This window comes from Rhodopseudomonas palustris, assembly GCF_013415845.1.
GTDB classification, from domain to species: Bacteria; Pseudomonadota; Alphaproteobacteria; order Rhizobiales; family Xanthobacteraceae; genus Rhodopseudomonas; species Rhodopseudomonas palustris_F.
In genome coordinates, this window is sequence record NZ_CP058907.1 from 3,986,157 (window position 1) to 4,011,078 (window position 24,922).

Sequence of the window (24,922 nt, forward strand, 5' to 3'; positions counted from 1 at the left end):
GCCCCGGAATGACGCCTTCAAGGCCTCAGCGCACCAGCTCGCGCATCGCGCCTTCCAGGCCCTCGATCGTGATCGGATACATCCGCTCCGAGAACAGCCGGCGGATGATGGTGGTGGATTCCGAGTAGTCCCAATGACGCTGCGCCACCGGATTCAGCCACACCGCGTGCGGATAGGTGCGCAGTACCCGCTCCAGCCAGACGTGGCCGGCTTCTTCGTTGACGTGCTCGACCGAGCCGCCCGGCACCATGATCTCGTACGGCGACATCGACGCGTCGCCGACGAACACCACTTTGTAGTCGTGCGGGAATTTGTGCAGCACGTCCCAGGTCGGGGTACGGTCGGTGAAGCGGCGCTTGTTCTGCTTCCACACGCCTTCGTACAGGCAGTTGTGGAAGTAAAAATATTCCATGTGCTTGAATTCACTCTTCGCCGCGGAGAACAACTCTTCGACTTGAGCGACGTGGCTGTCCATCGAGCCACCGATATCGAAGAATACCAGCACCTTCACCGCATTGCGGCGTTCGGGCCGCATATGCACGTCGAGATAGCCGTGATTGGCGGTCTCGCGGATCGTGGTGTCGAGATCGAGTTCGTCCGGCGCCCCGGTGCGGGCGAATTTGCGCAGGCGGCGCAGCGCCACCTTGATGTTGCGGATGCCGAGCTCGACGTTGCCGTCGAGATCCTTGAACTCGCGCTTGTCCCAGACCTTCACGGCGCGTTGGTGCCGGCTCTTTTCCTGGCCGATCCGCACGCCTTCCGGATTGTAGCCCTCCGCGCCGAACGGCGAAGTGCCGGCGGTGCCGATCCACTTGTTGCCGCCCTGGTGGCGCTTCTTCTGCTCCTCGAGGCGCTTCTTCAGCGTTTCCATGAGCTTGTCCCAGCCCATCGCCTCGATCTGCTTCTTCTCTTCCTCGCTGAGATATTTCTCGGCGAGCTTCTTCAGCCATTCGGCTGGGATCTCCGCCTTGTCCATCGCGTCGAGCAGGTTTTCCAGGCCCTTGAAGGTGGCCCCGAACACCCGATCAAATTTGTCGAGATTGCGCTCGTCCTTCACCAGTGCGGCGCGCGACAGGTAGTAAAAATTCTCCACGCTCTGATCGGCGAGGTCGGCGTCGAGCGCCTCCATCAGCGTCAGATATTCGCGAAGCGTGACCGGAACCTGGGCGTCGCGCAGCGACGTGAAGAATTGAAGGAACATGACGACAGATTGCCCGACCCTGCAGCCCCGTCAAGACCGAATACCTCCGTTGCGACTGTTGAAAACTCGGGCCTGAAATGCCGATAGGCACAAATCCGAGCAATGGAATTATGACTCAGTAAAGCATCCGGGGTGCAAGCACAGGCGCCTCAAGAATGGCCCTGTGATGCCCCCTCGCCCTCTCCTGCTCCGACGTTGGATCGGCCGCGTGTCCACCGCGACCCTGGTCGTCGCCATGTTCGTGGTGGCGCTCGGCGCGTGCGTGCTCGGGCTGGTGGTGTGGAAGGGCTACGACTCGCACAAGATCGCGCTGGCGCAGAGTGAAACCGAGATGCGGAATTTATCGCACTCGCTCGCCGAGCACGCGACGCACACATTCCAGGGCGCCGACGTGGTGCTCGATGACATCGTGTCGTTCATGAAGTGGCGCCCACATCCGAGCCCGGTCTTCAATGAGCGGCTGCGCGCGCTCGCCGACAACCTGCCGCAGCTGTCCGACGTCGCGATCCTGGACGCCGACGGTCAGCTGACCTACGCTTCGGTGAAGCCGGTGCCGGTCCTCGACAACTCCGACCGGAGCTACTTCCGCTATCACCGAGCCAATGACGACCACACATTACTGATCACCGGGCCGATCCAGTCGCGAACCTCCGGCGTGTGGGTGTTCGTCGTCAGCCGCCGCCTCGAAACCGCCGACGGGAAGTTCTTCGGCGTCGTCGTCGCGACCATCGAGAGTGAATACTTCAGTACATTCTACAAGACGTTCGATCTCGGCCCCGGCGGCAGCATCAGCCTGTTGCACAGCGATGGCCGCCTGCTGATTCAATGGCCGTCGCTGCAAACCGGGCGCGACTTGGCAAATATGGCGCTGTTCCAGAAGGCGCTGCCCAGGAGCCCGGACGGTTACTACCTGACGGTGTCGCCGTTCGACGGCCTGACCAAGTATTTGGCGTACCGGCGCGTCAGCCGCTATCCGCTGGTGGTGACGGTGGCGCGGACCGAGGATTCGGTGCTCTCCGGCTGGCGCGAGGCGGTGCGTTCCGACGCTGTCGTGGCGACCGCGATGCTGGCCTGCGTCGTGCTGCTCGCCGCAGGCCTTGCAGCACAACTGCGCACCCGCCAGGAAGTGCAAAACCTGCTGCGCGAGCGCGACGCCCACTATCGGCTGATCGACACCAACATGGGCGACGTGATCGTGCTCACCGACGAGGTCGGCATCCTGCGGTTCGTCTCGATGTCGGTCGAGACCGTACTCGGCCTGAAGGCCGATCGACTGGTCGGTCGGTTGTGGACCGTGTTGGTGCACCCTGATGACGTGCCGTTCGTCGAGGCGGTCGGCGCGGGGCTGCCGGATTCGCCGGCTGGATTGTGCGTTGAGTTCCGGATGCGCTGTCCCGAGGGCAGGCTGGTCTGGCTCGAAGCCAATTTCGCCTACACACGGAATGAGGACGGCCCCACCGATTGCGTCGTCAGTACCTTGCGTGACATCACGCGGCGCAAGGCGATGGAGAAAGAGGTCGAAGCCCTCAATGCCCGCCTGGCGGAATTGGCGCGGACCGACGGCCTCACCGGCCTGCCCAACCGCCGATCGCTCGACGGCTTCGTCGCCCGCGTGATCACTTCGTCCCCGACGCTCTCGGTGCTGATGATCGACGTCGATGATTTCAAAGGCTTCAACGACCATTTCGGCCATCAAGGCGGCGACGACGCGCTGCGGCAGCTCGGTCATCTGTTCGGCGGGTTGGTCGCCAGCGTTCATGGCTTCGCGGCGCGCTACGGCGGCGAGGAATTCACGATCGTGCTACCGGGTGCGGATGCGGTAGCGGCAGTGGATTTCGCCGAAAGCCTGCAGGCTGCGGTGCGCAGGCTCGCGATCCGCAACCCGGCGTCGGCTCGCGGCTACCTGACCGTCAGTATCGGCATCGCCTGCGGCACCGCACCGTGCGATTCCACTGTGCTGCTGCGAGACGCCGACATCGCGCTGTATGAAGCCAAGCGGCGCGGCCGCGACTGCTGCGTCACCGCGGCCACCGCGTTTGTCGATGACGCCGCGCCGTTGCAACCGGAGCAGCCTTCGGCCTCAGCCGACACCACCTCGTAGCCGCACGGCCGCCCCTCGCGTCGAAGCGCTTCACTACAATCCGCACGTGTAGCCTGCGGCTTGCCGCAGTCTGCAAAATCGGTAGCCTGTCCCGCGGGATGCGCGCTAAAGTCGCGCCTGTTGCCGGGGCCTAGCCCCGGCGGCGAGACGAACAAGGACGAGGAGCGCAATGGGGATCGATTCCATTCTGGTCTGGCTTCTGGTCGGCGCAATCGCCGGCTGGCTTGCCGGGCTGATCGTTCGCGGCGGCGGTTTCGGATTGGTCGGCAACGTCGTGATCGGCATTGTCGGCGCCGTTGTCGCTGGCTGGCTGCTGCCGTTCCTCGGCGTCAACCTCGGCGTTGGAATTTTCCGCGCGATCATCAATTCCGCGATTGGCGCCGTGATCGTGCTGGTGCTGCTGGCGATGATCCGCAGAGCCTGATACCGACGCTGTTCAATCTCGCGGTCGCCGCCTGCGGCCGCGCCCCCTCCAACCACCACCAATCAACAAACAACAACAACGGCGCGCGCGCCGGATCAGACGAGGCTGAAACGCATGAAGTTCACCGGCACCAAGGATTATGTGGCGACCGACGACCTCAAGGTCGCCGTCAATGCGGCGATCGTGCTCGAACGGCCGCTCCTGGTGAAGGGCGAGCCTGGCACCGGCAAAACGGTGCTGGCGGAGGAAGTGGCCAAGGCGCTGAATGCGCCGCTGCTGACCTGGCACATCAAGTCGACCACCAAGGCGCAGCAGGGTCTGTACGAATACGACGCCGTCAGCCGCCTGCGCGACAGCCAGCTCGGCGATCCGCGCGTCTCCGACATCAAGAACTACATCAAGCGCGGCAAGCTGTGGGAGGCGTTCACCCACGAGGGGCGCCCGGTGCTGTTGATCGACGAAATCGACAAGGCCGATATCGAATTTCCGAACGACCTGTTGCTCGAACTCGACCGCATGGAATTCCACGTCTACGAGACCGGCGAGACGATTCGCGCCGACAAGCGGCCGATCGTGGTGATCACCTCGAACAACGAGAAGGAACTGCCCGACGCCTTCCTGCGCCGCTGCTTCTTCCACTACATCAAGTTCCCCGACGCCGACACCATGCAGGCGATCGTCGACGTCCACTTCCCCGGCATCAAGCAGCGGCTGGTCGAAGAAGCGCTCAAGATCTTCTTCGAAGTCCGCGACGTGCCCGGCCTGAAGAAGAAGCCGTCGACCTCCGAACTGCTCGACTGGCTGAAGCTGCTGCTGAACGAAGAAATGAGCCCGGAACAGCTCCGCGAGCGCGACCCGCGCAAGCTGATACCACCGCTACACGGTGCGCTGCTCAAGAACGAGCAGGACGTCCACCTGTTCGAACGGCTGGCGTTTTTGAGCCGGCGGGAAGTGTAGCAACCTCTCCCATCGTCATTCCGGGGCGCGCGTAGCGCGAGCCCGGAATCCATAACCCCTGCGCCCCGTTGTTGGGCACGGGGTCGCGACGCCTCCACCTATCGAGAGTTCGGAGAGTATGGATTCCGGGTCTGCGCCGCTACGCGGCGCATCCCGGAATGACAAAAGTTAGCTTGTTGCTCGTTCCGTCATTCCGAGGCGCGCGTCGCGCGAACCCGAAATCCCGAGATGTTCTGCGCGCTGCGTTCATCCCAGCAGGTAGTCCGCATGAGCGTAGCGACATGCGGGTCTCGTGCGGCCCCGCGTACCGCTCCGCTCACGCAGGCTACGAAGCGTTGCACCGCCGCGAGGGCTGACGCGACAGGCTCAAGATCAATCCATCAGAATTTGCGTCATGGCCGGCTTGTCCCGGCCATTTTCGTTTTGGGCTCAGTCGTTTACCGCGGCGACCACCTTGGGGGCATGGGGTGCCTCGGCGGCCGATACTCAGCTCGATGTATACATTGTCGGCGATATTTCAGCCTGATTTCGGCGATCAGCCTTGTCATTCAACCACTCCTGTATACAATCTAAACCCAATCAATAATGCACAGGGAGGCCACGATGCCCGCCTTTCCGCTCAACGCCTGGTATGCGGCGGCCTGGGACGCCGACATCAAGCACGCGCTGTTTCCGCGCACGATCTGCGGCAAGCATGTCGTGATGTATCGAAAGGCAGACGGGAACGTCGCTGCTCTTGAGGACGCCTGCTGGCATCGCCTGGTGCCTCTGTCGAAAGGCCGGATCGAAGGCGACACCGTCGTCTGCGGTTATCACGGGCTGAAGTTCAATCCGCAGGGCCGCTGCACCTACATGCCGTCGCAGGATACGATCAATCCGTCGGCCTGCGTGCGCTCGTATCCGGTGGTCGAGCGGCATCGCTTCGTCTGGCTGTGGATGGGCGATCCGGTGCTGGCCGATCCGGCACTGGTCCCCGACATGCACTGGAATAACGATCCGGCCTGGGCCGGCGACGGCAAGACGATCTACGCCAAATGCGACTGGCGCCTGGTCGTCGACAATCTGATGGACCTCACCCACGAGACCTACGTGCACGGCTCGTCGATCGGCAACGAGGCGGTGGCCGAAGCGCCGTTCGACGTCACCCATGGCGACCGCACCGTCACGGTGACACGCTGGATGAAGGGCATCGAACCGCCGCCGTTCTGGGCCGCGCAACTCGGCAAGCCCGGCCTGGTCGATCGCTGGCAGATCATCCGCTTCGAGGCGCCCGGCACCGTGACGATCGATGTCGGCGTGGCGCCGGCCAGCACCGGCGCGCCGGAAGGCGACCGCTCGCAGGGCGTCAACGGCTTCGTGCTCAACACCATGACGCCGGAAACCGATACCACCTGTCACTACTTCTGGGCTTTCGTGCGCAACTATCGGCTCAGCGACCAGCGCCTCACCACCGAGATCCGCGAAGGCGTCTCTGGCATCTTTCGCGAGGACGAGATCATCCTCGAAGCGCAGCAGCGCGCGATGCTCGAGAACCCGGACCGGGTGTTCTACAATCTCAACATCGACGCCGGCGCGATGTGGTCGCGCAAGCTGATCGACCGCATGGTCGCGCAGGAAAACGCGCCGAAGCTGCAGGCGGCGGAGTAAGCGATGAACGACAAGGCCGCCGAGCGCTCGATGTCGCAGACCGTTCGCGCGCAGCTCGCTCTGCGCGACATGGTGCTGTCCGGCCAGCTCCGTGCCGGCGAACGGATCTCCGAACTGCAGGCGGTCGAGATCACTGGGGTGTCGCGCACCCCGGTGCGGATGGCGCTGGTGCGGCTGGAGGACGAGGGCCTGCTGCAGGCGATCCCGTCCGGCGGCTTCATGGTGAAAGCGTTCTCCGAGCGCGACATCCTCGACTCGATCGAGCTACGCGGCACCATGGAAGGCCTCGCCGCGCGTCTCGCCGCCGAGCGCGGCGCCAGCGTCCGGCAACTCGAGCCGCTGAAGCAATGCCTGTCCGACATCGACGAACTGGTGCGGCAGGATCCGATTTCGGTCGACGCCTTCTCGGCCTATGTGGCGCTGAATGCGCGGTTTCACGCGCTGCTCAACGAACTGTGCGGCTCGGCGCCAGTGATGCGGCAGATCGATCGCGTCGCCGCCCTGCCCTTCGCCTCGCCGAGCGCCTTCGTGATGGCGCAATCAGGACTGCCGGAAGCGCACCAGATCCTGCTGATCGCCCAGGATCACCACCGCGCCGTGATCGACGCGATCGAGAACCGCGAAGGCGCGCGCGCCGAAGCGGTGATGCGCGAACACGCCCGGCTCGCGGTGCGCAATTTGCGGCTGGCGCTGCGCAACCGCACCCATCTCGATCTGCTGCCCGCGCTGACGCTGGTGACTCAAGCCGCAGACAAATAATCAGCTCACCCTCATCGCCAGGAGCCCGTGATGCGCTTCGCCGAACAGTGGACCAGCAGCACCGTCGTTTCGACCCGCGACCTGACGCCGTCGATCCGTGAGATCGTGCTCGAACCCGACGTCGCGGTCACCACCTGCGCGCCCGGGAGCCATATCAACGTTGCGGTGTTGATCGACGGTCAGCCCGACAAGCGCAGCTACTCGCTGGTCGGCCCGCCGGAGCAAGGGCGCCTACGGATTGCGGTGCGGCTCGCCGCTGACAGTCGCGGCGGATCGCAAACGATGTGGGCGCTCAAACCGGGGCAGCGGATCGACATCACCCATCCGACCTCGCTTTTCGAGTTCGACTGGAGCCGCAAGCACTATGCGCTGATCGCCGGCGGCATCGGTGTCACGCCGATGCTCGGGATCGCCACCGCGCTCGCCCGCCGTGGCACTGAGCTGACGATGCACTACGCGGTGAAATCGCGCAGCGACGCCGCCCTCCACGATGAACTGAGCAGCCTGCTTGGCGACCGGCTGCGGCTCCATGCCGGCGACGAAGGCGCGCGGCTCGATCTCGATGCCACGTTCCGCGCGCTTCCCGAGGGCGCCGTGGCAGTGCTGTGCGGCCCGCTGCGAATGCTGGAGGCGGCGCGTCACGCCTGGCATCAGGCCGGCCGCCCAGCGAGCGATCTGTGCTTTGAGACCTTCGGCTCCAGCGGCCGGCTGCCGACCAGCGAATTCCGAGTCCGCATCGCCGCCACCGGCAGCGAGATCGTGGTGCCGCGCGACCGCTCGATGCTGGACGCGTTGAACGCCGCCGGCTTCGAGGTCATCTCCGATTGCGAACGTGGCGAATGCGGCGTTTGCGCCGTCGATGTCACCGCCATCGAGGGCGGGATCGACCACCGCGACGTGTTCTTCAGCGAGCATCAGAAGCACGACAGCGGCAAGATGTGCGCCTGCGTCTCCCGTGCCCGCGGCACGGTGACGATCGACACCTTGTACCGGCCGGATCAGTTGCCAGGGGTGGTCGCCTAAGCCGCCGATGTGCTGGAACGAAGTAACTCGCCCCAGGCTGGCCTGCTCCTTCTCCCCGCGCGCGGGGCGAGGTTAGGAAGCGCTTCGATTGAACGGGACGCTCAGCGCCAGCCTTCGTGCACGTCGATCGGCTGATCGCACACCCATTCCGGCCGCAGCATCACCTGACAGCCCTTGTCGAACGGCAGCAGACCGACGCGGCGCTGGTCCTGCATGATTTCGATCGACCAGGTCCGCGGCACCTCCGGATGCACCTGAACCAGCCGCTGGATCACCCCGGCGGCAAACAGCGTCGCATCGATATCGTCAGCGAGCGCCGCGCCGTCGTGGCCCGGGCCATCGACGCGGTTGATCGGATCGCGGACATGAAATCGATAGAACGGCATAGCGTTAGAATGGCGTCGACGGTGGCTCCGCAAAATGACGCAGATCAAAGGGAGCCCATTGGGAGCGCCATTCTTTTGATCATCAGCCGATTAGCAAGCAAAATCTTGATAAAAATCAAGGGAACCTGCGCCCGGCGGATCAGCGGCCAGGCTTCTCGAACAGTTGGTAGTTCAGATGCGCCTTCACGGTCGGCCATTCCGCGGCAATGATCGAGTACACGACGGTATCACGTAGCGTGCCATTCGGCGCGATCTGGTGATTGCGCAAGATGCCGTCCTGCTTGGCGCCGAGCCGCTCGATGCCGCGCCGGGACTGATGGTTGAAGAAGTGTGTGCGGAACTCGACCGCAATACAGTCCAATTTCTCGAAGGCGTGCTGCAGCAGAAGCAGCTTGCATTGCGTGTTGAGTCCGGTTCGCTGCACGCGGGACGCGTACCAGGTGGAACCGATCTCGACGCGGCGATTGCCGGCATCCACGTTCATGTACGTGGTCATCCCGGCGATCTTGCCGGCCGCATCCTTGACCGTCCATGGCAGCATCGCACCCTGCGCCTGCAGCGCCAGCCGCCGCGCGATCTCGGCTTCCATCTTCTCTGGAGCAGGCACGAACGTGTACCACAGCTTCCACAGCTCGCCGTCTTGCACCGCCTCGACCAACCCGTCGCGATGCGATGGCTCCAGCGGCACCAACGTCGCATGCGGGCCGTTCAGGGTGACGGGTTCAAGCCAGGACATCGGCGCTGCTTCCTCATGTGTCAGGGGCTGGAACCATAATACGTCGTGGCCGGGCTTGTCCCGGCCATCTCCAAGCATGCGCATATGCACCGGCTGAAGGACACGAATGCCGGGCAGGACGTCAGAGAGTTGAAGAATCCGGTCGCCGCTACTTGTTCAGAAAATTCAGCGGCAGGCCCGGCCGCGCCCAATCCATCGCGATCAGCTCGCCCTTGCCGGACAACGTGACGTAGGCGGTCTTCAGATCGGGGCCGCCGAACGCGATGTTGGTGGTGACGCGGTCGCCGGTCGGCACCTGCTCGACCAGCGTGCCGTCCGGCGCGATCACCGAGATGCAGCCGGACACCAGCGTGGCGACGCAGACGTTGCCGTTCGCCTCAACCGCGAGCGAATCGAACATCTGATAGCCGCCCAGCCCGCAGATCGGCTTACCCTTCTCGCCGCGATAGATCACGTCGCGCGGCTTCACCTCGCCGGGCCCCGACAGATCGAACGCCCACAACCGGCCGGTCGGAGTTTCGGCCGCATACATCGTCGCCTCGTCCGGCGACAGGCCGATGCCGTTGAGCGGCAGCGTGCCGAACACCTGCTCGGTGATCTCGGTCATGCCGGGCTTGATGTAGTAGGCGGCGCCGACGTCCATGTCGCGGGCGCGGCGCTTGCCGAGATCGGTGAACCACAGCCCGCCGTGCTTATCGAACACCAGATCGTTCGGCCCCTTCAGCGGGTGCTCGCCGCATTTGTCGAACAGCGTCTCGACCTCACCGCTCTGCAGATCGACCCGCTGAATCGAGCCGCCGATATACTCGTGCGGTGCGGGTGCGCCGGGCATCATCGTGCCGCGCGACGGAAACCAGCCGAAGCCGCCGTTGTTGCAGATGTACATCTTGCCGTCGGGGCCGAGCGCCGCGCCGTTGGGGCCGCCCGGCACCTTGGCGACGACTTCCTTGCGCCCGTCCGGCCACACCCGCGTCAGTTGCTGCGCGCGGATTTCGACCAGCACCACCGATCCGTCCGGCATCACCACCGGGCCTTCGGGAAACGCCAGATCGGTGGCGAGAACGCGGACGTTGGACATGGTTTTCTCCCGAGATGTTTGTTGTGCGCGGGCGACGAGGCCCGGCGCTTATTGTCTCGGGAACGAGTTGTAAGTCATCTGATCGCGGCTTGCCAAGCAAGCGCGATAATTCCATCGAGCGGCAGATGATCAAGGAGACGACGACGCGGAACTACTTCGCGTCGGTCTTCGGCGGCGACGCATCCTTGGACGGCGCTGCATCCTTGGGCTGCGCAGCATCCTTCGCAGGCTCGGCCTTGGCCGGCTTCTGCACGGCCTGCAGTTCGGCGAGTTGCTTCTGCAGCGCCACCACGGCCGCGCTCAGCGCGGCGATCTGCGCGCGGGCGGCGTCGAGCTTCTGCTGCTGATCCAGCCGCGCCTTGTCGAGGCTCTTGTGCAGGAAGTCGACATTGCTCTGCAGGCAGCTGGTGCGCCGCTCCATGGTCTTTTCCACGGTGCAGATCTCGATGCCGGGCACGTCCTGCGCCGTCGCGGCCGGGCTCCACAGCAGCGGCGCCAGCAGCGCCAGCGCGATCATCGGTTTGCCGGCCATCGTCGTCTCCTTCGGTTGCATCGGGCATCAGCGAAGCCGCTGGCGCGCCGGCCGTCAACAGCTGTGCCCCGCGGCCGATTGCCGGACTCAGCGAAGCCGTGCGAGGTTCGCCACCATGCAAGAGGCTCCTGCCGAAGAAGAGTGCTTCGTTTACGTGCTCGGCTGTGCCAGCGCGGGCCGCTACCTCACCTATGTCGGCTGGACGCTCGATCTCGATCGCCGCCTCACCCAGCACAACACCGGGACCGGCGCGCGCTCGACCCGTGGCCGTGCCTGGGTGCTGATCCATTCGGAGCGCTTCACCTGCCGCCGCGACGCGATGAGCCGGGAGTGGCATCTCAAGCGCGACCGCGCCTTCCGCCGCCGCCTCGCCGCCGAAGCGCAGGCCCGCGACGCTGTGCCGAAGAAGACCGCCAAAACTGTCCCAGCGCGTAACACCGCGCGGTGCCGATCTTAATCTTTGGAACGCGGCCGGAACGAAGCGGGCCCGAATCAGAGCGAATCAGTTCTCGCCATCAGCTTCGCACCAGATCTCGCGCGCGGCACCGCATCGTCGGCACAACACCTGCCCCGTTGCTGGAGACGTTCGGCCGCAAGTGCGGCTGAATGCGTTGACACGCGCGCCGACGTCGCGATCAGCGTGACGCGCGGCCGCCTATCTGCCGCGACCACGCACGAGCCCTCACCCTGGCTGCGCTGTCCCCGAACGCGACAGCGAACCTGCACGATCTTAACCTTTGGAACGCGGATGGAACGAAGCGGGCCCGAATCACTGCGAATCACCTTGCGCGCGCGACGGGTCGCTAGATCTCGCCGGCCTCACGCATGCTCGGCACAACACCTGCGCGCGAGCGTTCGCTCGAACGCGCAGCTCATCAGGAAAATCGTTAACGGTCGCGGCGAGCGATGGTCAGGAGCGACGACGCTGCCAACTGTCGAAGCGGATGGAAGTGACAGCCGGCATCGCTTTGCGCGCTGTCCCCGGATGCGACACTCGCCGTGCGCCGTCTTAAGGTTTGGAACGCGGGTGGAACAAAGCACCGACGAATCAGAGCGAATCGGGTGTTGGTGCTGAGCCGGCGCTAGATCTCGCGACCAGTGCCAGTTGACAGCGCAACATCTGCGCGCCGCTGTTCACGCGGATGCCGAACAGGGCGTGCTCATCGTTAACGTGCGCCGGCCAACCGGCCGCGCGAATGCGCGCCGGTGCGCACGAGCGCACCAACAACGGCATTGCTGCGGGATGATGAGAAAAGTCCCGGCCGGGCGCGGAGCACCAGCCGGGGACGCGAAGCTCAGCTGCGCGGGCGGATATACGGCTCCACCGGGCCGTGAACCTTGATCGCGAGCTGATTGCCGAACCGATCCTTCGCGGTGCCGGCCGCGACGCGGATCCAGCCCTCGCTGACGCAGTATTCGATCACGTTGGTCTTGTCCTGCCCCTTGAAGCGGACGCCGACGTCGAGCTCGAGCAAGTCGGCGTTGTAGTAAGGGCTGGAGGGCTCGATCGACAGACGATCGGGCAGTTCAATGTTCTGAGTGTCGGTCATAGCAAGGTCTCGATCTCTTTCGAAAGCGCCTCCGGCGTGGTGGTCGGCGCATGCCGCGATACCACGCGCCCGGACCGATCGACCAGGAACTTGGTGAAATTCCATTTGATCGCCGAGCCGAGCAAGCCGCCCTTTTCGTCCTTCAGAAACTTGTACAGCGGATGCGCGCCGGCGCCATTGACGTCGATCTTGGCGAACATCGGGAAGGTCACGCCGTAATTGGTCGAACAGAACTGCGCGATCTGCGCTTCGTCGCCGGGCTCCTGCGCACCGAACTGGTTGCACGGAAAGCCGAGCACCGAAAAGCCGCGCGGGCCATATTTCTCCTGCAGCGCTTCGAGGCCCTTGTATTGCGGGGTGAAGCCGCAGGCGCTCGCGGTGTTGACGATCAGCAGCACCTTTCCTTCGAACTCTTTCAGCGCGACATCTTTGCCCGCCAGCGATTTGGCGGTGAAATCATAGATCGACGCCATCGTCCCCTCGCCTCCGTCTCAAGCCACCGGATCGATCGGTGACGGCGGCACGCCGCCGGCCTCGATCGCTTCGCCCGCGAGCAGGCACAGATCCTCGCGATAGCGCCCCGACACCACCTGCACACCGACGGGCACACGGCCGACCATCCCGGTCGACACCGTCAGCGCGGGCAGGCCCATGAACGGCAGGCCGACCTGCGGCATCTGCGCCGCCCACACCCGTTTGAACGACTCGTCGTCCTTCAAATCGAGCCGCTGCGGGAACGGCAGTTCGCCGCACACCGGCATCAGCAGCACCGCATAGGTGTCGAAGAAGGTCTGCCAGTCGCGCGTCAGCGTGGCGCGGCGGGTGAGCAGCTTCGAGTAGCTGGCGAGATCGCCGATCGCCTTGTCGCGATTGCCGTGCAGGCACGCCAGCGCGCCTTCGTCGCCCTCGCGCTCGGCCGCGTCCAGCATCGCCTGATAACCGTCGCCGAGCCAGAACTGCGCCTGCAGCTCGGCGGCCTCGCGCAGCGGCGGCGTGCTGGCGATCTCCTCGACGACCCAGCCGGCGGCTTCGAGACGCCGTGCGGCGTCCTTCAGCGCATCGCGAACCTCCGGCACCACCGCAAGATCGTCCGGCGCGATGCACAGCGCGGCGCGCTTGTCGCGCGGCGGGCAGTCGAGCGGCGCCGGCACCCACCACGGATCGCGTGCGTCCGGTTGCGCCAGCGCCTGCAGCCCGAGCCGCACGTCGGCGATGGTCCGCGCCAGCGGCCCCGACACAGCGCTGATCTGCGGGCAGATCGGCCGCTCCGGTGACGAGGCGTTGTAGGCGGCGACGCGGCCGATGGTCGGCCGCAGCCCGTGCACGCCGCAGGCATAAGCGGGGTAGCGCACCGAGCCGGCGATGTCGGTGCCGTGCGCAATCGCGCCGATCCCGGCTGCGACAGCGGCAGCGGCGCCGCCGGACGAGCCGCCCGGCGTGATCGAGGGATCGCGCGGGTTCAGCGTTTCGCCGTGCAGTTTGTTCGAGGTGAACCAGCGATAGGAGAAGGCTGGCGTGTTGGTGCGACCGATGATCACCGCGCCTGCTTTGCGGAGATTGTCGACCACCGGATTGTTGGTCTTGGCGATCCAGTCGCGCTGCAGCGTCACACCGTTGGTGGTGGCAAAACCCTGCTGATCGACATTGACCTTGACGGTCACCGGCACGCCGGCGAGCACACCGGGCATCTCGCCTTTGGCGAGCGCGGCGTCGACCGCATCAGCCTGGGCCAGCGCGTCGTCGGCCTTGTGATCGACCACCGCATTGATCGCAGGATTGACGGCATCGAGCCGGTGCAGCGCAGCCTCGGCCACTTCGCGCGCCGAGACGCGGCGGCTGCGGACGAGATCGGCCAGTTCAGTCGCGGGAAGGCGCCAGATGTCCTGCATGATCACTCCGTTGCGAGACAGATGTGATAGCGTGGCAGGATCAGGCGCGCCACCGCCAATTCAGCAGCCGCTCAATGCCTGTTCCGCGGCGACTCCGGCAGATCGAGCATCGCCTCGCTGAAAGGAAATTCGAGCAGCACATCCCCCTCCTCGTCGGTCACTTCGAGGCTGGCGCGGATCAGGTCGAGCTGCGCACTCTCGGTCTTGACGATTTCGCGGATGGTGGCGCGCGCCACTTCCCAGGCGTGGTCGGCGTCGCGCAGCTCCTCGCCCTTCGGATCCGGAATCAGTTCCTCGCCGATCCGGGTGTTGAAGAAATATCGCGGCATTCCGGCTCCTGATTGAACACCTCTGACAGGTGGCCATCACGGCGCTGATCCGCAACCCTCGTGGCGCAGCCCTGCCCTTCGCGCGCAGCGCCGTGCGGTGCTCGCAAACCGCGCGGTTTCGCGCTAACAGGTTTGGATGCCGCTCGATCCGGAAGCCGAAGCTCCGTCCAGCCAGCGCCCGGGCGCTGACGCACCGCTGTCCTCGCAGATGCTCGCAGTTGGTGACGGCCACGAACTCTATGTCGAAAGCAACGGCCGCGCCGACGGCATCCCCGCAGTGTATCTGCACGGCGGCCCGGGCAGCGGCTCTCAGGTCGATCATCGCCGGCTGTTCGATCCGCACCGATTTCACGCCGTGCTGTTCGACCAGCGCGGCGCCGGACGCAGCCGCCCGAAGGGTGGGCGCGAGGCCAACACGCTGCCGCATCTGATCGCCGACCTGGAGGCGATCCGCCGTCACTACGGCTTCGAACGCTGGCTGGTGGTCGGCGGTTCATGGGGTGCGACGCTGGCGCTGGCCTATGCCGAGACGCATCCAGAGCGCGTCACCGGCCTGGTGCTGCGCGCGACGTTTCTGGGCACCCGCTCTGAGCTCGAAACCGCGTTCTTGTCAACGTTGCCGCGGTTCTATCCGGCGCTGTACGACGACTTCATGAGCGTGCTTCCCGAAGCCGAGCGCGCCAATCCGCTCGACGCCTATTGGCGCCGCATCCTCGATCCCGATCCCACCGTGCACGCTCCGGCCGCCCGCGCCTGGGGGGAGACCGAGGGCACTCTCTCGACCGTCGCGCCGCGGCGGACGCGGCTCGATCGCGCCGCGCTATCCGGCACCGGTCCGCTGCCGTCCACGCCATTCATGGAGGCGCACTACTTCGCCCACGACTGCTTCCTGCAGCCGGACCAGTTGCTGCGCGATGCACCGAAGCTCGCCGGCATTCCGGGTGTGATCGTGCAGGGCCGCTACGATCTATTGTGCCCACCGTCCACCGCGCAGCGCCTCGCGGCGCGATGGCCGGAGGCCGAGCTGCGCACCATCGATGCCGCCGGCCACCTGCTCTACGACCCTGGAATCCGCGACGCGGTGATCGCCGGAATCACCGACGTCGCTGCGAAGATTGCCGGCTGAGGCCGCGCGTCAGCTGCGAAACGCCGGCACACCCGCGGGCGATCCGGTGGCGCCGCCATCGACGAAAATTTCGGCGCTCTGGATGTGGGCGGCATCGTCGGAGGCGAGAAACAGCACGGTCTTGGCGATGTGCTCCGGCTCGGCAATCCGGCCGAGCGGCGTTGCCGCCGCGATCCGCTTTTCAAGCACCGCCATCGCCTGATCGGTCGGCGCGGTGTCCTTCCAGATCGGTGTCCGCGCCCCGCCCGGCGCCACCACGTTGACGCGGATGTTGCGCGGCGACAGTTCGGAAGCCATCACCCGCGCCATTCCGCGCAGCCCGGCCTTGCTCGCCGCGTAGGCCGCAAAGCCCGGATTGCCGAGCACCGAGATCACCGAACCGTTGAGAATAATCGAGGCGCCGTCGTTCAGATACGGTAGCGCAGCCTGCACGGTGAAGAACACCGCCGTCAGATTGGTGCGAATCACCTGCTCGAACGCCGCCAGCGAAGTGCCGCCGAGCGGCGTCGCGCCGGGGATGCCCGCATTCGCGAACACGATGTCGAGCTTGCCGAACCGCTCCGCCGCACGGGCGACCGCGTTCTCGATCGCGGCGATGTCGGTGACATCGGCCTCGACCGCGAGCGCCTGCGCGCCGAGCTCGCGCGCGGCCGCATCCAGTCTCGCCCGATCACGGCCGGTGATCGTCACGCGTGCGCCTTCGGTCACGAACAGCTTGGCGGTCGCAAGACCGATGCCGCTGTTGCCGCCGGTGATCAATGCCGTCTTGCCGCTCAGTCTCATGCCCGCCTCATCTGGTTGCATTTTTAAACTGATTGGCACGTAATCCCAATTAGTTTTATAATGCAACCACACAACAGCGTGATCGGGACGGCCTCATCATGGTGAAGCGAACCAGCTTCGAGAACGACGCCTGCCCAGTGGCGCGCGCGCTGGACGCGATCGGCGACTGGTGGTCGCTGCTGATCATTCGCGAGGCACTGTTCGGCGTGCGGCGATTCAACGAATTCCAGGCGCAACTCGGCCTCGCCAAGAACATCCTGTCGGTGCGGCTGCGCGCGCTGGTCGAGCACGGCATCCTGGAGCTGGCGCCGGCATCGGACGGCAGCGCGTATCACGAATATGTGCTCACCCCGAAAGGCCGCGGCGTGTTTCCGGTGCTGGTCGCGCTACGGCAATGGAGCGAAGAATTCGACGCCCATCCCGACGAAATCGCCACCGTCCTCGTCGACGTCGAGCACGGCCGACCGGTGAAGAAGCTCGAGCTTCACGCCGAGGACGGCCGTCTGCTCGCGCCCCACCAGACCACGTTGAAGCCGCGCGACGCCGTCAAACCGGGCAAGCGGCGCAAGCTCGCCCAATAGCAACTCAAGGGACTTTGCGATGCCTATCGCTGGACAAGGAATGCTGCTGACCTCGATGGACATCGCACCGGAGCACGAAGCCGACTTCAATCGCTGGTACGACCGCGAGCACATCGCCGAGCGCGTGGCGATCGAAGGCTTCGTCGAGGCGCGCCGCTACGTCGCGCTGGGCGCAGCGCCAAAATATCTCGGGCTGTATTCGACCGAACGCTTCGAGGTGCTGAGCAGCGACGCCTATCGAACGGCGCTCGCCAATCAGACCGAATGGTCGAAACGCAATATCGCCAAATTCAAGAACATGATCCGTGGGGTCGCGCGGATCACGCTGAGCCGTGGCCAAGGCCGCGGCGCCGTGCTTGGCCTGGTCCGCATCCGTCCCGCCGCGGGCAATGAGGACGCCTTGCGTACCGGGCTGTCGGCGAAGCTCGATCCCCTGCCGCTCGACGGCATCATTTCGATGCACCTGCTCGAAAACGATCCCGCACTGTCGAAGCCGCTGACCGACCGGCCCGGCGTTACCAGCCCCGGCGCATCGGACTGGTTCGTGCTGATCGACGGCACCAGCGCTGCGGCGGTCCAGACGGCGATGGCCGGACGGTTCGAAAGCGCAATCGCGGCCGCCGGCGCGGAGCTGATTGCGGCCGGGACCTATGCGCTGCTGTGGGATTTGGCGAAGGCCGATCTCGACCGCTGACGACACATTTCGCCTGAATTTTACTGTAATCGCGGCATCACATGCGTGCGATAGGATGGCGGCAGGGAACCGTTTGCCGGTTCAAGCGTCATCTTCGCATTGAGCGGTAATCTGCCGGCGTGCAAGGCGCCGGTCAGGATGTGTTGACAAGCCTCGATCCCCGGACGGAAATGCGAGCGAGGCCGTCATCGCATCGAACCAGCAGACAAGGCACCATGAATCCCGTCAAAGCGCTCGAAAAACACGGCCAGGCGATCTGGCTGGATTTCCTGGCCCGCGGCTTTATCGCCAAGGGCGACCTGAAGAAACTGATCGAGACCGACGGGGTGAAGGGGGTGACGTCCAATCCCTCGATCTTCGAAAAGGCGATCGGCGCCAGCGACGAATACGACGGCGCGATCGGCGAGGCGCTGAAGAAGGGCGACCGCTCGGTCGGCGATCTCTACGAGACGCTCGCAGTCGAAGACATTCAGAACGCCGCCGATGTGCTGCGTCCGGTTTACGACAAGCTCGAGCATCGCGACGGCTTCGTCAGCCTCGAAGTCTCGCCGTATCTGGCGCTCGACACCAAAGGCACGCTGGCGGAAGCTGAGCGGCTGTGGCGCGCGGTGAATCGCGAAAACCTGATGATCAAGGTACCGGCGACCCGCGAGGGCCTGCCGGCGATCAAACAGCTGGTCTCCAAGGGTATCAGCGTCAACGTCACGCTGCTGTTCTCGCAGAAGGTCTATGTCCAGGTCGCCGAGGCCTACATCGCCGGTCTGGAAGCGCTAATCGCCTCTGGCGGCGATCCGGCACATGTCGCCAGCGTCGCCAGCTTCTTCATCAGCCGGATCGACAGCGCGGTGGATGCCGCGCTCGACGACAAGATCGCCAAGGCCAACGATCCGTCCGAAAAAGAGCGGCTGGAAGAGCTGAAGGGCAAGGTCGCGATCGCCAACGCGAAGCTGGCGTATCAGGACTACAAGCGGCTGTTCAGCGGCGACCGTTGGGCCAAGCTGGAAGCCTGCGGGGCCAAGCCCCAGCGGCTGTTGTGGGCCTCCACCGGCACCAAGAACAAAGCCTATAGCGACGTGATGTATATCGAGGAGCTGATCGGTCAGAACACCGTCAACACGGTGCCGCCGGCGACACTCGATGCCTTCCGCGATCACGGCGAGCCGCGTAACAGCCTGGAGAAGGACCTCGACGAGGCGCGCGCGGTGATCAAGGGCCTTGCCAGCACCGGCGTCTCCCTTGATGCCATCACCGACAAGCTGGTCACCGAAGGCGTCCAGCTGTTCGCCGACGCCTTCGACAAGCTGCTCGGCGCGGTGGCGTTCAAGCGCGAAACCGTGCTGGCCGGCCGGGTTGGAAAGCAGACGCTATCGCTTCCGGGCGAACTCGCCAACAGCGTGAAGCAGCACACCGAGGCGTGGCGCAGCGCCGGCAAGATCCGCAAGATCTGGTCGCGCGACGAGTCGGTCTGGACCGATCACGACGAAGGCAAATGGCTCGGCTGGCTGCACGCGCCGTCGGTCGCCAAGACCAAGCTCACCGAGTATCAGGATTTCGCCAAATGGGTGAAGAGCCAGGGCTTCACCGATGCGGTGGTGCTCGGCATGGGCGGCTCCAGCCTCGGGCCCGAAGTGATCGCCGAGACCTTCCCGCAGCAGGACGGCTTCCCCAAGCTGCACGTGCTCGACTCGACCGATCCGGCCCAGGTGCGCGCGCTCGAAGCCAGCATCAAGCTTGCCTCGACGCTGTTCATCGTCTCGTCGAAGTCCGGCGGCACCACCGAGCCGAACGTGATGAAGGCCTACTTCTTCGCGCGCGTCACCGAAGCAATCGGCGCCGACCAGGCCGGCCGTCACTTCGTTGCGGTCACCGACCCCGGCTCGTCGATGGAGAAGGTCGCGACCGAGCAGAAGTTCGCCAAGATCTTCCACGGCGATCCGACCATCGGCGGGCGTTATTCGGTGCTGTCGCCGTTCGGCCTGGTGCCGGCGGCCGCGGCCGGGATCGATCTCGCCAAGCTGCTGGACTCGGCGCTGGCAATGGTCCGCTCCTGCGGCACCGACGTGCCGCCGCAGCAGAATCCCGCGGTGCAGCTTGGTCTGGTGATGGGCTGCGCCGGTCTCGAAGGCCGCGACAAGGTGACGATCACCTCGTCGAAGGCGATTGCCGATTTCGGCGCTTGGGCCGAGCAGCTGATCGCGGAATCGACCGGCAAGGAAGGCAAGGGTCTGATCCCGATCGACGGCGAGCCGTTGGCTGACCCGTCGGCCTACGGCAACGACCGGCTGTTCGTCGACCTGCGCACCGAAGCCGAAACCGATGCGGCCCACGAGGCGAAGCTCGCGGCGTTGGAAGCGGCCGGGCACCCGGTGGTGCGGATCGTGCTGAAATCCACCGAGGCGATCGGTCAGGAGTTCTTCCGCTTTGAACTTGCGACCGCCGTCGCAGGCGCGGTGCTCGGCATCAACCCGTTCGACCAACCCGACGTCGAGAGCGCCAAGATCAAGACCCGCGAACTCACCGCGGCGTTCGAAAAATCCGGCGCACTGCCGGCGGAGACGCCTGCGCTGTCGACCGCCGAGGCCGATCTCTACACCGACGCCGGAAACGCCGCCGCGCTGCGCAAGGCCGGTGCCGACGGCACGGTGGCCTCGTGGCTGAAGGCGCATCTGTCGCGCGTCAGCGCCGGCGATTACGTCGCCCTGCTCGCTTACATCGAGCGCAACGCGGCGCATATCGAGGCGCTGCAGGATATTCGGCTGAAGGTTCGCGACCATCGCAAGGTCGCGACCTGCGCCGAATTCGGCCCGCGCTTCCTGCACTCGACCGGGCAGGCCTACAAGGGCGGACCGGACAGCGGCGTCTTCCTGCAGATCACCGCCGACGATGCGGCCGACCTGCCGGTGCCCGGCCAGAGCGCCAGCTTCGGCGTGATCAAGGCGGCGCAGGCGCGTGGCGATTTCGACGTCCTCACCGAACGCGGCCGCCGCGCCCTGCGGGTTCACCTCAAGGGCGATCTCGGCGCCGGGCTGAAGTCGCTCGGCACCGCGATCAAGCAAGCGCTGGAGTAGCAGCCGCGGGGAATTCCTTTCGGCCGAACAGGATCGTCATTGCGAAGAGCGAAGCAACGAAGCAACGAAGCAATCCAGAGTCTGTTGACTGAGCCCTGGATTGCTTTGCCTTCGGCTCGCACTGACGGAGTAACCGCCTAAAAACGTAGCCTCGCACATCAAGCGAGGCACGGCTCAACAGTGGAGACTTGCGCATGCAGATCGGCATGATCGGCCTCGGCCGGATGGGTGGCAATATCGTCCGGCGCCTGATGAAGGATGGCCATCATGCCGTGGTGTACGACAGGGACCCGCAAGCGATCGAAACGCTGACGCGCGAAGGCGCAACCGGCGCCGGCGGGCTCGAAGACCTGGTGCGCAAGCTCGACGCCCCCCGCGCGGTGTGGGTGATGCTGCCCGCCGGACAGATCACCGAGACCACCATCGAACAGCTTGCCAAGCTGCTCGCCGCCGGAGACGTCATCATCGATGGCGGCAACACCTTCTGGCAGGACGATATCCGCCGCGCCAAGACGCTGAAGGAAACCAGCATCGATTACGTCGATGTCGGCACCTCCGGCGGCATCTGGGGCTTCGAGCGCGGCTACTGCATGATGATCGGCGGCGACAAAGCCGTCGTCGACCGGCTCGATCCGATCTTCGCTACACTGGCGCCGGGCATCGGCGACATCCCGCGCACGCCGGGCCGCGACGATCGCGATCCCCGCGTCGAGCAGGGCTATCTCCACGCCGGCCCGGTCGGCGCCGGCCATTTCGTCAAAATGGTTCACAACGGCATCGAATACGGCCTGATGCAGGCCTATGCCGAAGGCTTCGACATTCTCAAGAACGCCAGTAGCGACTCCCTGCCCGAAGCGCACCGCTTCGATCTCGACATCGCCGACATCGCCGAGGTCTGGCGCCGCGGCAGCGTGATCCCGTCCTGGCTGCTCGACCTGACGGCAACGGCGCTGGCGAAAAACGATCAGCTCGACAACTACTCGGGCTTCGTCGAGGACTCCGGCGAAGGCCGCTGGACCATCAACGCCGCGATCGAAGAAGCGGTGCCGGCCGAAGTACTCACCGCCGCGCTGTTCGCGCGTTTCCGCTCGCGGCGGGAGCATACGTTTGCGGAGAAGATTCTCTCGGCGATGCGGGCGGGCTTCGGCGGCCACAAGGAGCCGCAGCAGCATCCTGAGCCGGAGCAGCAAGCCGCTCCGCAGCAGAAACTGAAACCGAAAGCGGAGCGCGCGTGACCACGCAAGCCAACAGCAATCAGGTCCCCGAAGGCTGCGCGTTCGTCATCTTCGGCGCCACCGGCGACCTCACCCATCGGCTGGTGATTCCGGCGCTCTACAACCTCGCCGAAGCCAACCTGCTGCCTGAAAAATTCTGCGTCGTCGGCGTCACCCGCAAGGAGATGTCCAGCGACGATCTGCGCGACAGCCTGATGCAGGGCTTGCGCAAATACGCGACCCGCCCGGTCGATGACAAGGTCGCCGATCAGCTTCTGTACTGCGTCACCGCAGTCAGCGCCGATCCCAGCGAGCCGGCCTCGTTCGAGCGGTTGCGCGAGCGGCTGGAGAAGCTCGAGGCCAATCGTAACACCGGCGGCAACCGGCTGTTCTATCTCGCCACGCCGCCTGATGCGTTCGCGCCGATCGCCACCGAGCTCGGCCGCGCCGGGCTGCTTAAGGAGACCAGCGGCGCCTGGCGACGGTTGGTGGTGGAGAAGCCGTTCGGCACCGACCTCGCCTCGGCCAAGGCGCTAAACGATCATCTGCTCAGCATCATCTCCGAGCACGAGCTGTACCGGATCGATCACTACCTCGGCAAAGAGACGGTGCAGAACATCCTGGTGCTGCGGTTCTCCAACGGCATGTTCGAGCCGATCTGGAACCGAGAGCACATCGACCACATCCAGATCACCGTCGAGGAAAAGCTCGGCGTCGGCCATCGCGGCAGCTTCTACGACAAGACCGGCGCGCTACGCGACATGGTGCCGAACCATCTGTTTCAACTGCTGTCGCTGGTGGCGATGGAGCCGCCGGCGCATTTCAACGCCCATGCGGTGCGTTCGGCCAAGGCCGACGTGCTCGCGGCGATCCAGATCCAGAGCGAGGATGAAGCGCTGCGCAATTCGGTGCGCGGCCAATACACTTCGGGCAAGATCGGCGACACCGACATCCCGGACTATCGCAGCGCCAAGGACGTCGCGGCCGACAGCACCACCGAGACCTTCGCGGCGCTGACGCTGTCGATCGACAATTGGCGCTGGGCCGGCGTGCCGTTCTATCTGCGCACCGGCAAGGCGCTGTCGGGCAAGCGCACCGAGGTGGCGATCAAATTCAAGGAGGCGCCGTTCTCGATGTTTCGCTGCACCCCGGTGCAGGAACTGTCGCAGAACTTTCTGGTCATCGGGATCGAACCGGTCGAAGGCATCTCGCTGCAATTCAACACCAAGGTGCCGGGACCGATGATCGCCATCGACGGCGTCGAGATGACCTTCCGCTACAAGGACTACTTCAAGGTGGCGCCGAGCAACGGCTACGAGACGCTGCTGCACGACTGCATGATCGGCGACAACATCCTGTTCCAACGCGCCGACGGTGTCGAAGCCGGCTGGCGCGCGGTACAGCCGTTCCTCGACGCCTGGAAGAAGGCCGGCGCGCACGGCCTTCAGATCTATCGCGCCGGCAGCGATGGCCCGGAAGATGCCGACGAACTGCTGGGGCGTGACGGTCGCAATTGGCGGAAGCCGGCCTGACCATGCGCAGCGACGATCATCACCTGGTGGTCGCGGCCGACGCCGACGCGCAGGCGCGACTGGCCGCGCAGCGCCTGATCGCGCGGATCGAACTGCATCACGAGCGTCCGGCGATCTGCCTCACCGGCGGCTCCGGGCCGCAGCGACTCTTCGCGCTGCTCGCCGACGAATTCGAAAGCCGGATTCCATGGCAGCGCGTGCACTGGTTCATCAGCGACGAACGCTTCGTGCCGGAGAGCGATCCGCTCAGCAACATCGGCGCGGCCAAGCACGCGTTTCTGGACGGCCGCGCGCCGCCGCAGAATATTCACGCCATTCCGACCGACGCGGCGACACCTGAGGATGCGGCACGCCGCTACGAAGCCGAACTGCAAGCGTTCTATGGCGGCTACGTGCTGACGCCGGATCGGCCGCTGTTCGATCTGGTGCTCGGCGGGGTCGGTCCGGACGGTCACACCGCGTCACTTTTTCCGGGACGGCCGCAGTTGGCGATCCAGGACCGCTGGGTCGCGGGTGTCGACACTGCACCCGTCGAGCCGCTTGTGCCGCGCGTCACCCTTACCTTGCCGGTGCTCGCCTCCTGCGCCGAGATGCTGTTCCTCGTGCATGGCGCTTCCAAGCGCGACATCCTTGCCCGCGTGTTCGCCGGCGAGGATTTGCCGTCCGCGCGCGCCCGGTCGCACGGCGAGACGGTGTGGCTGGTGACGCAGGATGCACTGCCGGAGAATGCCGGTGTCGCCTGAGCCGATGACTTCGGAGCCGCGTCCGCGCGCCGTGATCGTGATGGGCGTCTCCGGCTCGGGCAAGAGCACGGTCGGCGAAGCGCTCGCCCAGCGCCTCGGCTGGCGCTACGAGGACGCGGACGCCTATCACCCGAAAGCCAACGTCGCGAAGATGAGCGCCGGCCAGCCGCTGACCGACGACGATCGCTGGCCTTGGCTAGAAGCGATCGCTGCCGAGATCGACCGCATCATCGCCGGCGGCGGCCACATCGTATTCGGCTGCTCGGCACTGAAGCGCGCCTATCGCGACGTGCTGGTGCACGGCCGGGACGACATCCGGATCGTGTTTCTCGACGGCAGCCGCGAGCTGATCGGCGGCCGAATGGCGGCGCGCAAGAACCACTTCATGCCGGCCGGCCTGCTCGACAGCCAGTTCGCCACGCTTGAGCGCCCCGGCCCGGACGAACGCCCGATCATCGCCTCAATCGACGCGCCCGTAGCAACGATCGTCGATGACATCGTCGGTCAGCTTCCGACGTCGACCGGCGATTAATTCGATGCTCAGCACCGTCATTGCGGGCGAAGCGAAG

25 protein-coding genes are annotated in these 24,922 nt (G+C 65.3%); 15 read left to right on the top strand and 10 right to left on the bottom strand.

Annotated features, from left to right (window positions below):
- Positions 1 to 25: 25 nt before the first annotated feature.
- Complete coding sequence (locus tag HZF03_RS18260) at positions 26 to 1,201, bottom strand: vWA domain-containing protein (RefSeq protein WP_011159154.1); 1,176 nt, start codon at positions 1,199 to 1,201, stop codon at positions 26 to 28.
- A gap of 208 nt (positions 1,202 to 1,409) precedes the next feature.
- On the opposite strand from HZF03_RS18260, the gene HZF03_RS18265 reads away from it, so the two are divergent.
- From HZF03_RS18265 to HZF03_RS18290, 6 genes are all read left to right on the top strand, one after another.
- On the top strand, positions 1,410 to 3,302 hold the full coding sequence (locus tag HZF03_RS18265) for a diguanylate cyclase (protein ID WP_234832197.1): 1,893 nt from the start codon (positions 1,410 to 1,412) through the stop codon (positions 3,300 to 3,302).
- 169 nt (positions 3,303 to 3,471) lie between these two features.
- On the top strand, positions 3,472 to 3,726 hold the full coding sequence (locus tag HZF03_RS18270) for a GlsB/YeaQ/YmgE family stress response membrane protein (RefSeq protein WP_011159156.1): 255 nt from the start codon (positions 3,472 to 3,474) through the stop codon (positions 3,724 to 3,726).
- Between the two features lie 114 nt (positions 3,727 to 3,840).
- Entirely contained in the window at positions 3,841 to 4,683 is an 843-nt protein-coding gene (locus HZF03_RS18275; RefSeq protein WP_011159157.1) for an AAA family ATPase, read from the top strand.
- 603 nt (positions 4,684 to 5,286) lie between these two features.
- On the top strand, positions 5,287 to 6,330 hold the full coding sequence (locus tag HZF03_RS18280) for an aromatic ring-hydroxylating dioxygenase subunit alpha (RefSeq protein ID WP_119017930.1): 1,044 nt from the start codon (positions 5,287 to 5,289) through the stop codon (positions 6,328 to 6,330).
- A gap of 3 nt (positions 6,331 to 6,333) precedes the next feature.
- The gene (locus tag HZF03_RS18285) at positions 6,334 to 7,089 is read left to right on the top strand and encodes a GntR family transcriptional regulator (protein WP_119017929.1); all 756 of its coding nucleotides are present in this window, start codon (positions 6,334 to 6,336) and stop codon (positions 7,087 to 7,089) included.
- Between the two features lie 30 nt (positions 7,090 to 7,119).
- Entirely contained in the window at positions 7,120 to 8,112 is a 993-nt protein-coding gene (locus HZF03_RS18290) for a PDR/VanB family oxidoreductase (RefSeq protein WP_119017928.1), read from the top strand.
- Positions 8,113 to 8,213: 101 nt separating this feature from the next.
- Here the strand turns inward: HZF03_RS18290 and HZF03_RS18295 are convergent, their stop codons facing one another.
- From HZF03_RS18295 to HZF03_RS18310, 4 genes are all read right to left on the bottom strand, one after another.
- Positions 8,214 to 8,498 carry a hypothetical protein gene (locus HZF03_RS18295; protein ID WP_011159161.1) on the bottom strand — a complete coding sequence of 95 codons (285 nt, stop codon included), beginning with the start codon at positions 8,496 to 8,498 and terminating at the stop codon, positions 8,214 to 8,216.
- Between the two features lie 139 nt (positions 8,499 to 8,637).
- On the bottom strand, positions 8,638 to 9,234 hold the full coding sequence (locus tag HZF03_RS18300) for a GNAT family N-acetyltransferase (protein WP_119017927.1): 597 nt from the start codon (positions 9,232 to 9,234) through the stop codon (positions 8,638 to 8,640).
- A gap of 148 nt (positions 9,235 to 9,382) precedes the next feature.
- Positions 9,383 to 10,312 carry an SMP-30/gluconolactonase/LRE family protein gene (locus HZF03_RS18305; RefSeq protein WP_119017926.1) on the bottom strand — a complete coding sequence of 310 codons (930 nt, stop codon included), beginning with the start codon at positions 10,310 to 10,312 and terminating at the stop codon, positions 9,383 to 9,385.
- A gap of 151 nt (positions 10,313 to 10,463) precedes the next feature.
- Entirely contained in the window at positions 10,464 to 10,844 is a 381-nt protein-coding gene (locus HZF03_RS18310) for a hypothetical protein (protein ID WP_119017955.1), read from the bottom strand.
- A 115-nt stretch (positions 10,845 to 10,959) separates the two neighbouring features.
- Here HZF03_RS18310 and HZF03_RS18315 point away from each other — a divergent pair, with 115 nt between their 5' ends.
- The gene (locus HZF03_RS18315; protein ID WP_119017925.1) at positions 10,960 to 11,301 is read left to right on the top strand and encodes a GIY-YIG nuclease family protein; all 342 of its coding nucleotides are present in this window, start codon (positions 10,960 to 10,962) and stop codon (positions 11,299 to 11,301) included.
- 838 nt (positions 11,302 to 12,139) lie between these two features.
- Here HZF03_RS18315 and HZF03_RS18320 read toward each other — a convergent pair.
- The 4 genes from HZF03_RS18320 to HZF03_RS18335 form a co-directional block, all read right to left on the bottom strand.
- Positions 12,140 to 12,394 (bottom strand): DUF3297 family protein, encoded by a 255-nt coding sequence (locus HZF03_RS18320; protein WP_012497047.1) that lies wholly within the window; start codon positions 12,392 to 12,394, stop codon positions 12,140 to 12,142.
- Entirely contained in the window at positions 12,391 to 12,867 is a 477-nt protein-coding gene (locus tag HZF03_RS18325) for a glutathione peroxidase (protein WP_119017924.1), read from the bottom strand. Before HZF03_RS18325 ends, HZF03_RS18320 begins: the two co-directional genes overlap by 4 nt.
- A gap of 18 nt (positions 12,868 to 12,885) precedes the next feature.
- Positions 12,886 to 14,283, bottom strand: coding sequence for an amidase family protein (locus HZF03_RS18330; RefSeq protein ID WP_119017954.1), 1,398 nt, complete (start codon positions 14,281 to 14,283; stop codon positions 12,886 to 12,888).
- Between the two features lie 71 nt (positions 14,284 to 14,354).
- Complete coding sequence (locus tag HZF03_RS18335) at positions 14,355 to 14,612, bottom strand: DUF6894 family protein (RefSeq protein ID WP_011159168.1); 258 nt, start codon at positions 14,610 to 14,612, stop codon at positions 14,355 to 14,357.
- A 136-nt stretch (positions 14,613 to 14,748) separates the two neighbouring features.
- Between HZF03_RS18335 and pip the strand changes: the two genes are divergently transcribed.
- Positions 14,749 to 15,738, top strand: coding sequence for a prolyl aminopeptidase (gene pip, locus HZF03_RS18340; protein WP_119017923.1), 990 nt, complete (start codon positions 14,749 to 14,751; stop codon positions 15,736 to 15,738).
- 9 nt (positions 15,739 to 15,747) lie between these two features.
- Here the strand turns inward: pip and HZF03_RS18345 are convergent, their stop codons facing one another.
- Positions 15,748 to 16,521, bottom strand: a complete 774-nt coding sequence (locus tag HZF03_RS18345) for an SDR family NAD(P)-dependent oxidoreductase (RefSeq protein WP_012497051.1) — start codon at positions 16,519 to 16,521, stop codon at positions 15,748 to 15,750.
- A 98-nt stretch (positions 16,522 to 16,619) separates the two neighbouring features.
- Between HZF03_RS18345 and HZF03_RS18350 the strand changes: the two genes are divergently transcribed.
- From HZF03_RS18350 to HZF03_RS18380, 7 genes are all read left to right on the top strand, one after another.
- Entirely contained in the window at positions 16,620 to 17,102 is a 483-nt protein-coding gene (locus tag HZF03_RS18350; protein WP_119017922.1) for a winged helix-turn-helix transcriptional regulator, read from the top strand.
- A 19-nt stretch (positions 17,103 to 17,121) separates the two neighbouring features.
- Positions 17,122 to 17,796 carry a DUF4286 family protein gene (locus tag HZF03_RS18355; RefSeq protein ID WP_119017921.1) on the top strand — a complete coding sequence of 225 codons (675 nt, stop codon included), beginning with the start codon at positions 17,122 to 17,124 and terminating at the stop codon, positions 17,794 to 17,796.
- Positions 17,797 to 18,011: 215 nt separating this feature from the next.
- The gene (locus tag HZF03_RS18360; RefSeq protein WP_119017920.1) at positions 18,012 to 20,864 is read left to right on the top strand and encodes a bifunctional transaldolase/phosoglucose isomerase; all 2,853 of its coding nucleotides are present in this window, start codon (positions 18,012 to 18,014) and stop codon (positions 20,862 to 20,864) included.
- Positions 20,865 to 21,058: 194 nt separating this feature from the next.
- The gene (gene gnd, locus HZF03_RS18365; RefSeq protein ID WP_119017919.1) at positions 21,059 to 22,099 is read left to right on the top strand and encodes a phosphogluconate dehydrogenase (NAD(+)-dependent, decarboxylating); all 1,041 of its coding nucleotides are present in this window, start codon (positions 21,059 to 21,061) and stop codon (positions 22,097 to 22,099) included.
- Complete coding sequence (gene zwf, locus HZF03_RS18370; RefSeq protein WP_119017918.1) at positions 22,096 to 23,610, top strand: glucose-6-phosphate dehydrogenase; 1,515 nt, start codon at positions 22,096 to 22,098, stop codon at positions 23,608 to 23,610. Before gnd ends, zwf begins: the two co-directional genes overlap by 4 nt.
- Positions 23,611 to 23,612: 2 nt before the next feature.
- Positions 23,613 to 24,353, top strand: a complete 741-nt coding sequence (pgl, locus tag HZF03_RS18375; RefSeq protein ID WP_119017953.1) for a 6-phosphogluconolactonase — start codon at positions 23,613 to 23,615, stop codon at positions 24,351 to 24,353.
- A complete protein-coding gene (locus tag HZF03_RS18380) occupies positions 24,337 to 24,885 on the top strand; it encodes a gluconokinase (RefSeq protein WP_119017917.1) in 549 nt (182 codons plus the stop codon). Before pgl ends, HZF03_RS18380 begins: the two co-directional genes overlap by 17 nt.
- Positions 24,886 to 24,922 lie beyond the last annotated feature (37 nt).

What these genes read in the sequence shown, in the direction of transcription:
- HZF03_RS18260 (WP_011159154.1), bottom strand. Translation starts at nt 1,201, where the DNA reads ATGTTCCTTCAATTCTTCACGTCGCTGCGCGACGCCCAGGTTCCGGTC.
- HZF03_RS18270 (WP_011159156.1), top strand. Translation starts at nt 3,472, where the DNA reads ATGGGGATCGATTCCATTCTGGTCTGGCTTCTGGTCGGCGCAATCGCC.
- HZF03_RS18275 (WP_011159157.1), top strand. Translation starts at nt 3,841, where the DNA reads ATGAAGTTCACCGGCACCAAGGATTATGTGGCGACCGACGACCTCAAG.
- HZF03_RS18280 (WP_119017930.1), top strand. Translation starts at nt 5,287, where the DNA reads ATGCCCGCCTTTCCGCTCAACGCCTGGTATGCGGCGGCCTGGGACGCC.
- HZF03_RS18285 (WP_119017929.1), top strand. Translation starts at nt 6,334, where the DNA reads ATGAACGACAAGGCCGCCGAGCGCTCGATGTCGCAGACCGTTCGCGCG.
- HZF03_RS18290 (WP_119017928.1), top strand. Translation starts at nt 7,120, where the DNA reads ATGCGCTTCGCCGAACAGTGGACCAGCAGCACCGTCGTTTCGACCCGC.
- HZF03_RS18295 (WP_011159161.1), bottom strand. Translation starts at nt 8,498, where the DNA reads ATGCCGTTCTATCGATTTCATGTCCGCGATCCGATCAACCGCGTCGAT.
- HZF03_RS18300 (WP_119017927.1), bottom strand. Translation starts at nt 9,234, where the DNA reads ATGTCCTGGCTTGAACCCGTCACCCTGAACGGCCCGCATGCGACGTTG.
- HZF03_RS18305 (WP_119017926.1), bottom strand. Translation starts at nt 10,312, where the DNA reads ATGTCCAACGTCCGCGTTCTCGCCACCGATCTGGCGTTTCCCGAAGGC.
- HZF03_RS18310 (WP_119017955.1), bottom strand. Translation starts at nt 10,844, where the DNA reads ATGGCCGGCAAACCGATGATCGCGCTGGCGCTGCTGGCGCCGCTGCTG.
- HZF03_RS18315 (WP_119017925.1), top strand. Translation starts at nt 10,960, where the DNA reads ATGCAAGAGGCTCCTGCCGAAGAAGAGTGCTTCGTTTACGTGCTCGGC.
- HZF03_RS18320 (WP_012497047.1), bottom strand. Translation starts at nt 12,394, where the DNA reads ATGACCGACACTCAGAACATTGAACTGCCCGATCGTCTGTCGATCGAG.
- HZF03_RS18325 (WP_119017924.1), bottom strand. Translation starts at nt 12,867, where the DNA reads ATGGCGTCGATCTATGATTTCACCGCCAAATCGCTGGCGGGCAAAGAT.
- HZF03_RS18330 (WP_119017954.1), bottom strand. Translation starts at nt 14,283, where the DNA reads ATGCAGGACATCTGGCGCCTTCCCGCGACTGAACTGGCCGATCTCGTC.
- HZF03_RS18335 (WP_011159168.1), bottom strand. Translation starts at nt 14,612, where the DNA reads ATGCCGCGATATTTCTTCAACACCCGGATCGGCGAGGAACTGATTCCG.
- pip (WP_119017923.1), top strand. Translation starts at nt 14,749, where the DNA reads ATGCCGCTCGATCCGGAAGCCGAAGCTCCGTCCAGCCAGCGCCCGGGC.
- HZF03_RS18345 (WP_012497051.1), bottom strand. Translation starts at nt 16,521, where the DNA reads ATGAGACTGAGCGGCAAGACGGCATTGATCACCGGCGGCAACAGCGGC.
- HZF03_RS18350 (WP_119017922.1), top strand. Translation starts at nt 16,620, where the DNA reads ATGGTGAAGCGAACCAGCTTCGAGAACGACGCCTGCCCAGTGGCGCGC.
- HZF03_RS18355 (WP_119017921.1), top strand. Translation starts at nt 17,122, where the DNA reads ATGCCTATCGCTGGACAAGGAATGCTGCTGACCTCGATGGACATCGCA.
- HZF03_RS18360 (WP_119017920.1), top strand. Translation starts at nt 18,012, where the DNA reads ATGAATCCCGTCAAAGCGCTCGAAAAACACGGCCAGGCGATCTGGCTG.
- gnd (WP_119017919.1), top strand. Translation starts at nt 21,059, where the DNA reads ATGCAGATCGGCATGATCGGCCTCGGCCGGATGGGTGGCAATATCGTC.
- pgl (WP_119017953.1), top strand. Translation starts at nt 23,613, where the DNA reads ATGCGCAGCGACGATCATCACCTGGTGGTCGCGGCCGACGCCGACGCG.
- HZF03_RS18380 (WP_119017917.1), top strand. Translation starts at nt 24,337, where the DNA reads ATGCCGGTGTCGCCTGAGCCGATGACTTCGGAGCCGCGTCCGCGCGCC.